At 37.9% G+C, this 14,398-nt stretch carries 15 protein-coding genes; 9 read left to right on the top strand and 6 right to left on the bottom strand.

Annotated features, from left to right (window positions below):
• Nucleotides 1–83 precede the first annotated feature (83 nt).
• From HQN83_RS10195 to uvrB, 3 genes are all read right to left on the bottom strand, one after another.
• On the bottom strand, nucleotides 84–344 hold the full coding sequence (locus HQN83_RS10195; RefSeq protein WP_173090239.1) for a DUF4834 family protein: 261 nt from the start codon (nucleotides 342–344) through the stop codon (nucleotides 84–86).
• 166 nt (nucleotides 345–510) lie between these two features.
• On the bottom strand, nucleotides 511–711 hold the full coding sequence (locus HQN83_RS10190) for a YwbE family protein (protein ID WP_173090238.1): 201 nt from the start codon (nucleotides 709–711) through the stop codon (nucleotides 511–513).
• On the bottom strand, nucleotides 711–2,747 hold the full coding sequence (gene uvrB / locus HQN83_RS10185) for an excinuclease ABC subunit UvrB (protein WP_173090237.1): 2,037 nt from the start codon (nucleotides 2,745–2,747) through the stop codon (nucleotides 711–713). The genes HQN83_RS10190 and uvrB overlap by 1 nt, the downstream gene beginning before the upstream one ends.
• Before the next feature lie 285 nt (nucleotides 2,748–3,032).
• Between uvrB and upp the strand changes: the two genes are divergently transcribed.
• The 7 genes from upp (at nucleotide 3,033) to HQN83_RS10150 (ending at nucleotide 8,579) form a co-directional block, all read left to right on the top strand.
• Nucleotides 3,033–3,677, top strand: a complete 645-nt coding sequence (gene upp, locus HQN83_RS10180) for a uracil phosphoribosyltransferase (protein ID WP_173090236.1) — start codon at nucleotides 3,033–3,035, stop codon at nucleotides 3,675–3,677.
• A gap of 13 nt (nucleotides 3,678–3,690) precedes the next feature.
• The gene (locus tag HQN83_RS10175) at nucleotides 3,691–4,380 is read left to right on the top strand and encodes a YjjG family noncanonical pyrimidine nucleotidase (protein WP_173090235.1); all 690 of its coding nucleotides are present in this window, start codon (nucleotides 3,691–3,693) and stop codon (nucleotides 4,378–4,380) included.
• On the top strand, nucleotides 4,338–5,171 hold the full coding sequence (locus HQN83_RS10170; RefSeq protein ID WP_173090234.1) for a DUF4476 domain-containing protein: 834 nt from the start codon (nucleotides 4,338–4,340) through the stop codon (nucleotides 5,169–5,171). The genes HQN83_RS10175 and HQN83_RS10170 overlap by 43 nt, the downstream gene beginning before the upstream one ends.
• A gap of 30 nt (nucleotides 5,172–5,201) precedes the next feature.
• Complete coding sequence (locus HQN83_RS10165; RefSeq protein ID WP_173090233.1) at nucleotides 5,202–5,600, top strand: hypothetical protein; 399 nt, start codon at nucleotides 5,202–5,204, stop codon at nucleotides 5,598–5,600.
• Nucleotides 5,601–5,625: 25 nt separating this feature from the next.
• Nucleotides 5,626–6,969: a flippase gene (locus tag HQN83_RS10160; RefSeq protein ID WP_173090542.1), complete on the top strand. Its 1,344-nt coding sequence runs from the start codon at nucleotides 5,626–5,628 to the stop codon at nucleotides 6,967–6,969.
• Nucleotides 6,970–7,051: 82 nt separating this feature from the next.
• Entirely contained in the window at nucleotides 7,052–7,675 is a 624-nt protein-coding gene (locus tag HQN83_RS10155) for a class I SAM-dependent methyltransferase (protein WP_173090232.1), read from the top strand.
• A gap of 4 nt (nucleotides 7,676–7,679) precedes the next feature.
• Nucleotides 7,680–8,579 (top strand): glycosyltransferase family protein, encoded by a 900-nt coding sequence (locus HQN83_RS10150; protein ID WP_173090231.1) that lies wholly within the window; start codon nucleotides 7,680–7,682, stop codon nucleotides 8,577–8,579.
• Between the two features lie 3 nt (nucleotides 8,580–8,582).
• Here the strand turns inward: HQN83_RS10150 and HQN83_RS10145 are convergent, their stop codons facing one another.
• Complete coding sequence (locus HQN83_RS10145; RefSeq protein ID WP_173090230.1) at nucleotides 8,583–9,332, bottom strand: class I SAM-dependent methyltransferase; 750 nt, start codon at nucleotides 9,330–9,332, stop codon at nucleotides 8,583–8,585.
• A 173-nt stretch (nucleotides 9,333–9,505) separates the two neighbouring features.
• Between HQN83_RS10145 and HQN83_RS10140 the strand changes: the two genes are divergently transcribed.
• Nucleotides 9,506–10,777, top strand: a complete 1,272-nt coding sequence (locus HQN83_RS10140) for a glycosyltransferase family 4 protein (RefSeq protein ID WP_173090229.1) — start codon at nucleotides 9,506–9,508, stop codon at nucleotides 10,775–10,777.
• A 19-nt stretch (nucleotides 10,778–10,796) separates the two neighbouring features.
• The gene (locus tag HQN83_RS10135) at nucleotides 10,797–11,546 is read left to right on the top strand and encodes a glycosyltransferase family 2 protein (RefSeq protein ID WP_173090228.1); all 750 of its coding nucleotides are present in this window, start codon (nucleotides 10,797–10,799) and stop codon (nucleotides 11,544–11,546) included.
• A 57-nt stretch (nucleotides 11,547–11,603) separates the two neighbouring features.
• Here the strand turns inward: HQN83_RS10135 and HQN83_RS10130 are convergent, their stop codons facing one another.
• Together HQN83_RS10130 and typA are read right to left on the bottom strand one after the other, a co-directional pair.
• On the bottom strand, nucleotides 11,604–12,320 hold the full coding sequence (locus HQN83_RS10130; protein WP_173090227.1) for a 3-ketoacyl-ACP reductase: 717 nt from the start codon (nucleotides 12,318–12,320) through the stop codon (nucleotides 11,604–11,606).
• Nucleotides 12,321–12,433: 113 nt separating this feature from the next.
• Nucleotides 12,434–14,233 carry a translational GTPase TypA gene (typA, locus tag HQN83_RS10125; RefSeq protein WP_173090226.1) on the bottom strand — a complete coding sequence of 600 codons (1,800 nt, stop codon included), beginning with the start codon at nucleotides 14,231–14,233 and terminating at the stop codon, nucleotides 12,434–12,436.
• Between the last annotated feature and the right edge of the window lie 165 nt (nucleotides 14,234–14,398).

Raw genomic sequence — 14,398 nt, 5'->3', positions numbered from 1 at the left:
AAGGTTTGTTTATGATTTAAACTAACCCCAAACTTAGATAAAAAATCCTTTTTAAAGAAAATTAAAAGCAGTATTAAATGCCCCTACTTTATCTCCTCATAATCAACGAAATCGCCCAATTTATCTGGATTACCTTTCTTTTCTACCGGCGGTACATACTCGATTGAAATATCACCAACAGGTTTTGAATATTGTTGATTATTCTGCTGGCGAGACTGATTTGCAGCTTGCTGCTGAACTTTACTAAACATACTTCTTAATACCACAGGAAAAATTAAACGGAGTATAATCCGGATAATATAAAGTACCAGCACGGTTATTAATATGAATTTTATAAGTCCCATTTCTTTGTTTTAATATTTACAAATTTAAGCAAAACTGTTTAATTACAGCCTGCTAACCTCTCTACAACCTTTGAAAAGAGGCTTATTGATAAAATATAGACACATTAGCCATAGCAATATTACAAACTCAGTCTGATTATTGCACAACAATTACAATATCGGGTTTTTATTCCTCATCAACAATATTCGCAACCCTACCAACCTGTCCATCTTCCAATCTCACTTTAATTCCTCTGGAATGATATGGCGCCGAAGTTAATAGATTACTTACAATACCTCTGGTTAGCGTACCATTCCGCTGATCTTTTTTCAATATAATATCCACCTCTAGTCCTGGATATATGTCTTTTCTATTTTTTCCGTCCATTATTTACCAAATCTTTCTTCAAACATCTTTTCCATTGCAAACATCTCGTCTCTCAATCTTGCAGCCAGCAAGAAGTCCATATCTTTTGCTGCTTTTGCCATATCCTTACGCGTTTTATCTATCGACTTCTGCATTTCCGGTTTGGTCATATACTGAACAATCGGATCGGCAGCTATACTAACCTCATCAACCTCTACATAAGCTTTTGCACGCAATGCATTACCAGAGAAATCCAATACTGATGTTTGCTCCATTATCGCTTCCCTGCTTTTGCCTACAGTTTTAGGAGTGATACCATTTTCCAGATTATAAGCAATCTGCTTTTCTCTGCGTCTATTGGTCTCATCCATAGTTCGAGCCATAGAATCTGTAATCTTATCGGCATACATGATTACCCTACCCCTATCGTTACGGGCAGCCCTTCCGATGGTTTGGATTAAGGCCCTATCAGAACGTAGAAAACCTTCTTTATCTGCATCCAGGATTGCCACAAAAGAAACCTCAGGTAAATCCAGACCTTCCCTCAATAAGTTTATTCCTATTAAAACATCAAATTCACCTAGCCTCAGACCTCTTAAAATCTCTACACGTTCCAAAGTTTTTACTTCAGAGTGGATGTAACGACATTTAATATTCAGACGATCCATGTATTTCGTCAACTCCTCGGCCATCCTTTTTGTAAGGGTGGTCACCAGAATCCTATCGCCCATTTTAATTGTCTTATCTATTTCATCCAGCAGATCATCTACCTGATTAATTGCTGGGCGAACTTCGATAAGCGGATCCAATAAGCCTGTAGGTCGAATTACCTGTTCTACATATACTCCGTCAGTTTTTTGCAATTCATAATCGGCTGGTGTAGCGCTTACATAAATTGTTTGAGGAGCTAAACGTTCAAACTCATCAAAATTAAGCGGGCGGTTATCGAGCGCAGAAGGCAAACGGAAGCCATATTCAACAAGTGCCATTTTACGCGACCTGTCACCTCCATACATCGCTCTGATTTGCGGAACAGTAACATGGCTCTCATCAATGATCATCAGATAATCATCAGGAAAATAATCGAGCAAACAGAATGGTCGCATTCCTGGCGAGCGTCCATCAAAAAAGCGAGAGTAGTTCTCAATTCCTGAGCAGTATCCCAGCTCTTTCATCATTTCAATATCAAAATTAACACGCTCTTCCAGTCGTTTTGCTTCTAACAACTGTCTGTCATCAATCAATTGATTTTTCCTGATTTCCAGTTCCTCTTGGATACCCCAGATTGAAGAAGTGAATCTGTCCTTTGGTGTAACAAACAGATTGGCCGGATAAATTGCCATATCTTCAAGTTTCTCCAGGGTTTTTCCTGTAACAGGATCTATAACGCTAAGTTCTTCAATATCGTCACCAAAGAATGAAACACGATAAGCCGTATCCAGATAAGCAGGGAAAATATCTACAGTATCACCCTTTACCCTAAAAGTTCCCCTTTTGAAATCATTGACTGTCCGGGCATATAAAATCTCTACAAGGCTATGCAAAAATGAATTACGAGAGATTCTTGTTCCTACTGCAAAACGGAACACTGAACGTGAAAAATCTTCCGGATTACCCATACCATAAATGCAGGAAATCGAAGAAACAACGATTACATCTCTACGACCAGACATAAGCGCTGATGTGGTACGTAACCTTAGTTTCTCTATCTCTTCATTTATGCTAAGATCCTTTTCTATATAAGTATTAGTGCTGGGCATAAAGGCCTCAGGCTGGTAGTAGTCGTAATAAGACACAAAATAGTTCACCGCATTCTCTGGAAAGAATTGCTTAAACTCTCCATAAAGTTGTGCTGCAAGTGTTTTATTGTGACTTAGAATTAGGGTAGGTTTTTGCGTTTGCTGGATTACATTGGCAACAGTAAATGTTTTTCCTGAACCGGTAACCCCCAAAAGAGTTTGATAATTTTCATTATCATTAACGCCCTGAACCAGTTGTTTAATGGCATTAGGTTGGTCGCCTGTTGGTTTATAATCTGAAACAAGTTGAAATTTCATCCGTGTCCTTTATGATTTAAGTCCGTAGATTTCAAATTTACGAAAACTTTATGGCCGTGGCAATATTGGAACTTCTTGCGCCCTCCTGCACACCTCCTGCGGGCCTTCTGCGCAGAAGGTGCATCAAAAAGTACTTTTTGTCGCAAAAGCCCCGCAGGAACTACGCATCAGGTACGCCCAAGACAGGAACATAACTCCTATTACTTAAGAAAATGAGTATAATTAACCTCACATTAATAGAAATGACCAATTGTTTTAAAGGTCAATTTTATTTAAATTTATGTGATGATATTCGAACTCAGCAAAATTAATTCATTAGCCAACGTTTTCATTTCTGAACTTCGGGATGAAAATATTCAAAAAGACGCGATGCGTTTCCGTAGGAATATGGAACGTATAGGTGAGTTTTTTGCTTACGAAATCAGCAAGACGCTTGAATACTCAAAAACTGAAACTCAAACTCCATTAGGAATTGCGCCAAGTGTTCAACTGTTGGATCAACCAGTTTTGGTGACTATTTTACGAGCAGGTCTTCCCCTGCATCAGGGATTATTAAATATTTTTGATCATGCAGATGCTGCCTTTATCACGGCTTACCGAAGAACCCACAAAAGCGGAAGTTTTGAAATACAGATGGAGCATGTTTCCTCTCCGGATTTAACGGACAAAATAGTAATTATAGCCGATCCAATGTTGGCGACAGGATTAACTATGGTTCTTTGCTGCAAGGAATTGATTCGAAGATATCAACTTAAAGAATTACACGTCGTTTCGGTAATTGCAAGTGCCGAAGGAGTTAAGCATGTAAGGGCCAATTTACCTAAAGCCAAGTTATGGCTTGGTGCTATTGACGAAGAAATGACCAGTAAAGCGTATATTGTGCCCGGATTGGGTGATGCCGGAGATTTGGCATACGGACTTAAGCAGTAAGGCTTTTCATACTATGATTAAACATATTTTTTTCGATTTAGACCATACCATTTGGGATTTTGACAGAAATGCGCAGGAAACACTGCACGAACTTTATACTAATTACGAACTTCAGAAACTAGGATTAACATCAGCTGAAGATTTCATAACCACTTATACTGAAAACAACCACCTTCTTTGGGCTCAATATCATGTTGGCAGTATTAGCAAAGAAACATTAAGATCGGAACGGTTTAAAAAAACTTTTATTCAGCTTGGGATAGCTCCCGAACTTATACCTCAACAATTTGAAGAGGATTATGTGAATCTGACCCCTACGAGGACTAATCTATTTGAAGGTTCTGAAAAAGTATTGACTTATCTTCAAAAAAAATACACATTACATATTATTTCCAATGGTTTTAAGGAAAGTACCTTAACCAAAATGGATAGATCGGGCTTAAATCCTTACTTTAAAAATGTGATCGTTTCTGAGGACGTAGGTGTTAACAAACCTGACAAAGCCATTTTTGAATATGCGCTTGGTAAGGCCGGTGCCGAAAAGAATGAGTCGATTATGATTGGTGATAGTGTTGAAGCGGATATTCGTGGTGCACAGGGTTATGGTATGAAAGCCATCTATTTTAACCCTTTAAACAAAGAAAAGCCAGAGGATGTAGTATGGCAAATTACACATCTGGAAGAATTGATGGTACATTTTTAACTGCTTTAGATTTTTGGCATGAGATTAGTTTTAACCAGACACACACAAATAACATCAATATGAAAACGCTCATTTTATTTATTGCAGCACTGCTGCAAACTTCATTAATCTTTGCTCAAACTCAGGATAGCAACACAGAGTTGTTTATTGAAGTTGCCGAACAGGGTAAAATTACTGTATATGTGGATAATGAACTCGTTAGTTCTTCGAAAAGCCGCTTTCGCTTTTATGATATTGAAAACACCTCTCCGACTGTTATAATCATGAGGAACAATAGACAGATAGCAAAAACAACATTATCACTTACAAGAAACAGCAGAACAATTGCACATTATTCTAGCATTAATGGCCTTAAGGTTATAAATACCTTGCCTATTTTTGATGCCAATCAATATGCTTTAGATAATTGGGATGGAATGCTTGAAAGCACTCCATCCAGACCTACACGTCCTTCAAGACCCGCTGAACCTAACCGACCTAATCGCCTTGATGATTACGTAATGAGTAACCAGTCCTTTGATCAACTTCTAAATATGGTAAAACGTACAGATTTCGATAATGCTAAAATAAAGCTAATTAAAAGTGCATTGAGCACCAATAAAGTTTCGATATCTCAACTGACAGCTCTTGTAAAAGTTTTTAACTTTGACTCCCCCCGACTTGAAGTAGCTAAATTTGCCTATAATTCTGTTGTAGATAAACAAAACTATTTTAAAGTAACAGAAGTCTTTGATTTTGACTCCAAGAAAGACGAACTAATGGATTACATAAGTAAAAATCCTTCAAAATAATTGTTTTATTAATCCCTTAAAAAATATTCAATGAAAAAAATCCTTTACATCTGCTCACTAGCAATCGCGTTTTCAGCTTGTCAATCCAGCCCTAAAGAAACTCAGAATATCGTTACCCCTACACCAAATGGCGTACCTACTGCACAACCTGCAGCTCCATCAACTGCGGTTCAGCAAAGTGCAGCCTCAGGTGAAAGACCTGCAAACAATCCGGCACATGGCCAGCCTTTTCATGACTGCGCACTTCCGGTAGGCGCTCCACTTAATGCAAAAAACACAGCTGCACCCGCGACACAAGCTCCCGTAGTTGCTCCTACTGTACAACAACAAGCGCCAACAACTAACACAAATAAAGAAGTAAAATTAAATCCGCCACACGGACAACCAGGACATGACTGTAAAGTATCAGTTGGTGCACCTTTAACCTAGTAAAAAATAACGAGAGCGATTGAGCGTGAAGATTCCAAGCATTAAAGGCTTTGATCAGGAGGCCCTGGAGAAGTATGTAAAAAATACCGGATGGTTAATGTTAGCCAGAGTGGGAAGCATGGCGATTAAAATTCTGGCATCAATTGCTTTAACACATTACTTAAGCAAAGAGCAACTCGGTATACTTAATTATCCTGTGGCTTTTACAACTTTCTTTACCGCCGCAGCTGCATTAGGAGTAGATGGTTTTGTAACCAGGGAGCTGTTACGTAATCCTGAAAAAAAGAACCAGCTACTTGGCACAGCCTTCGTTTTAAAGATTATCGGAGGACTTGTTATCCTCCCATTAATCTATGCGACCTACACTATAGTCAATAACTATAAAACAATTGATGCTCCATTGATTTTTATTATGACTGTTAGTTTTACCGGTCTGATCCAATCATTCAATATCATTGATAGTTACTTCCAGTCGAGAACGCAAGGCAAATACATCATGCGTGTTCAGGTTGCTGGAAACCTACTTTCTGCTGCCATTAAGGTCACTTTAATCCTAATTGGCGCAAGTCTTCAATGGTTTGTTATTGCGCTTTTATTGGATGCGGTATTATTGGCTGGGGGATATTTATTTATTTATCAGAAAAATGGAGAATCAATCTTTAAATGGACATTTAAGAGTGACATTGCAAGATTTCTGTTAAAAAATTCATGGCCATTGGCATTTTCAGCCATCCTTGTTTCTATTTATCTGAACATTGACAAGCTGATGATTGAATACTATATCGGCTCCGGTGCATTGGGAAATTATGCCAATGCGGTTCAGTTCGCGGAAGCATGGTACTTTATTCCTGTTGCAATCACAGCATCAGTATTCCCGGCCATTATGAATGCTCGAAGAGATGACCAGGTGAGGTATCAAAAAAGAATGCAAAATATGTACGATTTAATGGTTTGGATTAGCATGGCTATTGCCATAGGTGTTACACTAACCGCTCCATTTATCTTCAGAATTGTGTTTCCGGCTGAGTATTATAGTGGTGCTCATGTATTATCCATAAACATTTGGGCAGGAATTTTTGTATTTCTAGGCACTGCGAGCGGTCAGTTTTTAATTGCTGAAGGCTATACCAAGCTTTCAATGCTGCGAACAGCAATGGGGGCTTTAATTAATATTACATTAAATATCTTTTGGATCCCTAAATATGGAATAGCAGGCGCAGCATTTGCTACATTAATTGCATACGCTTGTTCTACATTTTGGATTTTATTGATCCCTAAAACAAGGCATCAAGGCATAATGATGCTTAAATCGTTGCTCCTAATTACATTATATCAGAAATTAAAAGGTTCAACCGATCAGCCTAAATAAGCGCCACATAAATTTTAATATTAATATATTAGCGCTTTGTATTTAACGTTTTAACTTTACCACAAATCATAACATATTAAAGATGTCCTTAAGAAAGGTAATAAGATCAATTGTATATAAGCCCAAAAACATACTGGACCTCATCCAGCTTAAAGCTAAAATAAAAAACAGCACCGGAAAACTTCAGATCATAATTGGCGCACATACAACCGATTACAAAGATTGGCTACCTACCAATATCGAAAACCTTAACTTGTTAGAGATTGCTTCATTTGACAATTTATTTGGTGATAAAAAGGCTGATCGTTTTTTAGCTGAGCACGTTTTTGAGCACATCAGTTACGACGATGCGCTTATTGCTTTAAAAAATTGCAACAAATACCTTAAAAAAGGTGGGGCGGTTAGAATTGCGGTTCCAGATGGCTTGCACCCTAATCCTGACTATATAAATATGGTAAAACCAGGTGGACATGGTGAAGGTGCTCACGACCATAAATTACTGTACGACTACAAAACACTATCTAAAGCATTTGAAGAATCAGGCTATCACGTAAATCTTTTAGAATATTACGATGAAAGCGGTAAGTTCCATTTTAACGAGTGGGATAGCAAAGATGGTCACATCATCAGATCTAAGAGATATGACAAGCGTTTTAATGAGCCTCTAGGTTATTCTTCGTTAATTGTTGAAGGGATAAAAGACTAGATTTATGCAAACCTTTGCTCCCATAGCATTATTTGTTTACAATCGTCCTGGGCATACTGCGCGTACAATCAAGTTTTTGCAACAAAATGAAATGGCTGCCGAAAGCAGATTGTTCGTGTTTTCTGATGGATTTAAATCGGAGGCCGACGAAAAAGACGTGCTTGAAGTAAGGGAGCTGCTTAAAAATATTGAAGGGTTTAAATCTATTGAGGTTGTAGAACGCAAAGAAAACATGGGGCTTGCCAAGTCGGTTATAATCGGCGTAAGCAAACTCATTAAAGACTATAAACAAGTAATTGTTTTTGAGGATGACCTGATTACCTCTCCATATACATTAACCTATTTTAATGAGGCCTTAAACCGTTACCGTGACGAAAACAAGGTAATGCACATTGGCGCTTATATGTATAATTTAAAAGGAGCCGATTTACCTGAAACCTTTTTCTACCGTGCCGCTACCAGCTGGGGATGGGCTACATGGGAAAGAGCATGGCAACATTTTGAACCAAACATAGACACTTTGATGGCTAAGTTTGACAAATCGGCCAAAAGTGCTTTTTCTATTGAGCACACCATGAACTTCTGGAAACAGATGGAGGATTTTAAAAAGGGGAAAAATAACTCTTGGGCAATCAGATGGTATGCCTCTATATTTTTAAAGGGTGGTCTAACACTTAACCCCTCGCAATCGTTAGTCAATAATATAGGCCACGATGGATCAGGAATACATTCAGGCATCAACGACATCTATAATGTAATCATCAATCCAAAACCTATTACTGAATTCCCTACCTCAATTGAAGAAAATGCTGCTGCATACGAAGCCATCAAAGGTTTCCTTAAAAACAGAAAAGGAACCTTCTGGGAAAGATTAAAACGCTACGTAATACAACGGCTGAAATAGAAACTAAGCTTTTCTAGCTTCTAAAATAATGTAAGGCGAAAGCTGCTTAGAATTGAATGGGAATACTTTGGTGAATATTTTTCCGGCTAGCCACAGTGACTTTTTCAACAACCTTACTCCTACCGGCTTTTGCTGTTCATTCTCCAACCACAAGCTAAAATGGCCAAAATATTTAGATTGAATAACTTGTAACCCTGCCTGCTTACAGATATTCTCTAGCAGTTTAGGGTCCATGCAGTCAATGTTGTGTTTATCGTAATTCTCCTTGTCGAAGTTTTTTTGAAACCACCCGTTTAAAGCTTTAAAGTTAGGCAGAGTGATAAACAAGGTACCTCCCGGCTTTACAAAATTGATGTGCCTGTTAATGATATCGGCAGTATCATTAAAATGCTCAATAAGACCGCAGGACAAAACAAGATCATACTGTTTCTCCGGTGTGTAATTGAACAGGTCAGTTTCAATAATATGGATATCCTTTTCGTTTAACTGATTGGCTTCTAGCAAAGAACTCGTAACTGGAGGATGTACAAAGTAATCGAGTAGGGTAACATCAAGTTTAAAATACTTTTTCAGAAAAACTGCATAATATCCAGGGAAGCCACCCAGTTCAATAGCTGTTTTAACTTTTTGACCGGCAATAATACCGGCAAGTTCTTTATGAAAAAGATAGTTTTCAGGAATACTAACCGATAAACCGGTTTTACTCTCCCAATAATTCACCCAAAACTGTCTGTCGGTTAACAGGTTACCCATATTGTCTTTTTAGTTCTTTAAATAGATGATCATTGCAGGATTTAATCGCTTAAAGCTTGTAAAAAATCAAAGTCAGACGAAAATACACAAGAATTTAATAAAGATTGAAAATATATATTATTTTAGGCTGCGTAACCGTTTTAAAAAGGAAACATTTATCTAAGTTTGACTAATTGAAAGTAGTACACCTAAATACATACGAAGGAAATGGAGGCGCCGGAAGGGCCTGCCTTAGGTTAAGTGACGCACTAAACGCAAGTGGTGTGGACTCCAAAGTAATGGTGTACCTTCAGTTTAAAGAAAGTTTAAAAACAGGAACTTTCAGTAAAGGTCCTATCGCAAAAGCTGGTGCAGTTTTCAATATTCTTTCTGAGCGCTATTTATCAAAGGCTGTATCAAAAGCGGTAAAAACACCTTTCTCCTTACAATGGTTTGGAACTTCTGTAGTTGATCATCCAGCTGTACAAGAAGCCGATATTATTCATTTACATTGGGTAAACCATGGATTCCTTTCACCTAAGTTTCTTGCCGAAATTGACGAACTGGAAAAGCCTGTAGTATGGACATTTCACGACAGTAATGCATTTACAGGCGGTTGTCATGTTCGTTATTCCTGCGAAAATTACTTTAAGGAATGTGGCAATTGCCCATTGTTAAGATGGAGCGGTAAAAACGACTTTTCGCACAGAACCTGGTTGCGTAAGAAAAAGGCATATTCAGAGTTTAACTTCCACATTGTTGCACCAAGCAAATGGATGGCAAACTCTGTTAAATTAAGCAGTTTATTGGGATTTAGGGAAACAACGGTTATCCCAAACACAATCGAGACAGAAGTTTTTAAGCCTTACGTAAAATCTGAAGCAAAAAAAATCCTGAAAATAGACCCGAATAAGTTTGTGTTGATGAGTGGTTTTATGCCTTCTAAAAACGACAAGCATAAAGGCGCCTCCTATCTTATAGATGCCCTAAATGATCTGGCAACCAGACCTGGAATTATTAAAGAAAATATAGAACTGGTAATTTTTGGCAATAAGGACAATGCCGAGATGCCAGAGTTTCCATTTAAAACCACATTTCTAGGGACTATTAACAACGACGCTCACTTGGCCAAGTGTTATTCGGCTGCTGATGCATTTATAACCCCCTCTCTTGAAGACAATCTTCCGAACACAGTAATGGAGAGTCTGGCTTGCGCAACTCCAGTAGTGGCCTTTAAAACAGGTGGCATACCAGACATGGTTAGACATCTTGAAAATGGCTATCTGGCAGATTACGAATCCTCAGAAGACCTTGCCACCGGAATGGAATGGTTATATCACGATGAAAATGCTCCTGAAATTCAGAAAGAAGCAAGAAGAACGATTTTAAATCAATTCTCAGAGCAAGTAATTGCAGAAAAACACTTATTATTGTATCAATCACTGATTGATTTACAGCCCCGATAATTTTTAGATTTAGAACCACATGCAGCCGAAGTTAAGTGTTATTACTATCGTTTATAATAATGTAAAGGATATTGAACGCACCATGCTTTCTGTGCTAAATCAAACCTATAAAAACATTGAGTACATCATTATTGATGGTGCCTCAAAAGATGGCACTGTTGACAAGATCTATAATTACAAATCGAGGTTAGCTCAATTTATTTCGGAACCTGACAAGGGTATTTACGATGCCATGAACAAAGGACTTTCCCTTACTACAGGCGACTATGTACTTTTCATGAACTCCGGCGATGAAATTTATGCCCCGGAAACAGTAGCCGAAGTGTTTGAAAGCGCAAGCTCTGCCGACATTTACTATGGCGAAACTGAGATGTATGATGAAGACTGGATAAGTTTAGGACAGAGAAGACATCATGCTCCTGAAAATTTTGACTGGCAAAGTTTCAGATATGGAATGAGCATAAGTCATCAGGCCATTTACGTTAGAAGAAGTTTAGCTGAGCCTTTTGATTTAAAGTACAAGTACAGTGCTGATATCGATTGGATTATTAAAGCTGCCAAGCATGCCTCAAGCATTGTGAATACGCATACTTACGTAGCTAAGTATTTGGTAGGTGGGATTTCTAAGAAAAAGCACATGGCTAGCCTAAAAGAGCGCTTTCACATATTCACCAAGTATTACGGGCTAATTCCAAATTTGATTAACCACCTTTTCATTGCGATTAATCTGGCTCAGTATTACTTTCGCCACCGCAGAACTAACGACTAAAGAAAAACGGGTTCGAGAAAAATCTATTCCTGAAACCCGCTTCTCGAAGTAATTATTTTATGGATTTGTAGACCAAAGGCCTGCTTCTTTTACAAACACTCTTCTATTTAGTTTTAACTGAGAAACAACCAATTCCGCAAAATCTTCAGGTTGCATTACTCTATCAGGGTTGCCATCAGTTAATTTAAGATCCTTAGCCATATCAGTTGCAATTGTACTCGGCAACAACGTAGTTACGCGAATATTATGCTTGCGCACTTCCTGCATTAATGACTCAGACATTCCAATTAAACCAAATTTAGAAGCACTGTAAGCACTTGTTACTGCAGCTCCGTTTTTACCTGCCGTAGATGAAACATTAATGATATCGCCGGTTTTTCTCTCTATCATTTCAGGCAAAACCGCTCTTGTTGTGTAATAAGCTCCAAACAAGTTTACTTTAACAATCTCTTCCCATCTTGATGGCTCCAGTTCTAGAAACGGTCCAAAGGAAGCTATTCCTGCATTGTTAATTAAAATATCAATTACGCCCAATTCAGACTTAACCTGAGTAACAGCTGCATTCACATTCTCTATATCAGAAACATCAACCGTAGCGATTGCCGTTTTAACTCCGTATTGTTTTAACTCTTCTGCCAGGATTTGTAAATCTGTTGCTGTTCTTGCCATCAGACCTATATTAACACCTTCTTGTGCCAAAGCTATCGCCATTGCCTTCCCTAAACCTTTTCCGGCTCCTGTGATTATTGCGTTTTTACCTTTTAATGATTCCATAGTATCTTTTATTAAAATGGGGTTTTCTGTATTAAAATACAAAAATAACAAAAAACAAAAGCCTGTTTCTTGCGAAACAGGCTTTATGACTTATCAATAGAAAAAGTTCCTATTTATACTATTTTATTAAGTTTACGTGCAGCTTCAGTTAAGTGAATTTTACGTAAACGCATGCTTAACGGAGTTACCTCGATGTACTCATCAGCCTGGATGTACTCCATAGCCTCTTCCAAAGAGAATTTAATTGCCGGAGCAATACGCTGACTATCATCTGTACCAGAAGCACGCATGTTAGTTAAAGCTTTACCTTTTACGATGTTAATAACCAAGTCATTATCACGGATGTGCTCTCCTAAGATTTGTCCTTCATAGATATCTACTCCCGGATCAACAAAGAAACGACCACGATCTTGTAATTTATCAATTGAATAAGCTGTAGTGCTTCCTTTTTCCATAGAAACCAATACACCGTTCAATCTACCAGGGATTACACCTTTCCAAGGCTCGTAAGCTTTGAAACGGTGAGCCATAATCGCTTCACCACCTGTAGCAGTTAATACGTTATTTCTTAAACCGATGATACCACGTGCAGGAATATCGAATTCTAAGTGCTGTAAATCACCTTTTGGTTCCATAATCAATAACTCACCTTTACGTTGTGTTACCAATTCAATTACTTTACCAGCAACTTCACCCGGTACATCAACGATTAAAGTTTCGATAGGCTCACATTTTTTACCATCAATTTCTTTGATGATTACCTGTGGCTGACCAACCTGAATTTCATATCCTTCGCGACGCATGGTCTCGATTAATACTGATAAATGGAGAATACCCCTTCCGTACACTAAATAAGCATCAGGAGACTCAGTTTCTACAACTTTAAGTGCAAGGTTTTTCTCAATTTCTTTATATAAACGTTCTTTCAAACGCTGAGAAGTTACAAATTTACCTTCTTTACCAAAAAATGGTGAATTATTGATAGTGAACAACATGTTCATCGTTGGCTCATCAATTTTGATTACCGGCAATTGCTCAGGAGCATCGAAATCAGCAATAGTATCACCGATATCAAAACCATCAATACCTACAACTGCGCAGATATCACCTGATTTTACTTCAGTGGCACGGATTTTACCTAAACCTTCGAAAGTATATAATTCTTTTACTCTTGATTTTACCATCTTACCATCACGTTTAATTAAAGTAACCGGTTGGTTTTCTTTAATTACGCCACGGTGTACACGACCAACTGCAATACGACCTACGAAAGACGAATAATCTAAAGAGGTGATTTGCATTTGTAAAGTACCGTCGTTAGTTGGTGCTGCAGGAATTTTTTCAACAACTGCGTCTAAAAGTGCGAAGATATCTGTTGTAGGTGTTTTCCAGTCAGTACTCATCCATCCTTGTTTAGATGAACCATAGATAACCGGGAAATCAAGTTGCTCTTCTGTTGCTTCTAAGTTGAAGAACAATTCGAAGATCTGCTCGTAAACTTCTTCAGGGCGACAGTTTTCTTTATCAACTTTATTTACAACAACAATAGGTTTTAAGCCTAAAGCCAAAGCTTTTTGAGTTACGAAACGTGTTTGAGGCATGGCACCTTCAAAAGCATCACACAATAACAATACACCATCAGCCATTTTCAATACACGCTCTACCTCACCACCGAAATCGGCGTGACCAGGGGTATCAATAATGTTGATTTTAACGTCTTTGTACATAACCGAAACGTTTTTTGACACGATGGTAATACCGCGCTCACGCTCCAAATCATTGTTATCAAGTATTAAATCTCCCGATTGTTCGTTATCGCGGAAGATTGAACAAGAGTGTAAGATCTTATCGACCAGTGTAGTTTTACCGTGGTCAACGTGGGCTATGATAGCTATATTTCTTATTTTTTGCATAAAATGCTACTAATTTTTGGCGCAAAGATAAGATTAATTATCGAGATTTCAGCACTTTAGTCATAGGCATTTATCTCTTTTTTCAGCAAGTCACTTGAAGACACATTTTACATGTAGTTCTATTTCTATCATTTATACGTTTTAATTGCTTTAAATTTTAAACAA

The sequence above is a fragment of the Pedobacter foliorum genome (assembly GCF_013266735.1).
GTDB lineage: Bacteria > Bacteroidota > Bacteroidia > Sphingobacteriales > Sphingobacteriaceae > Pedobacter > Pedobacter foliorum.
Note: the sequence above shows the minus strand (reverse complement) of the source record. Positions and strands in the feature narration are given on the sequence as shown.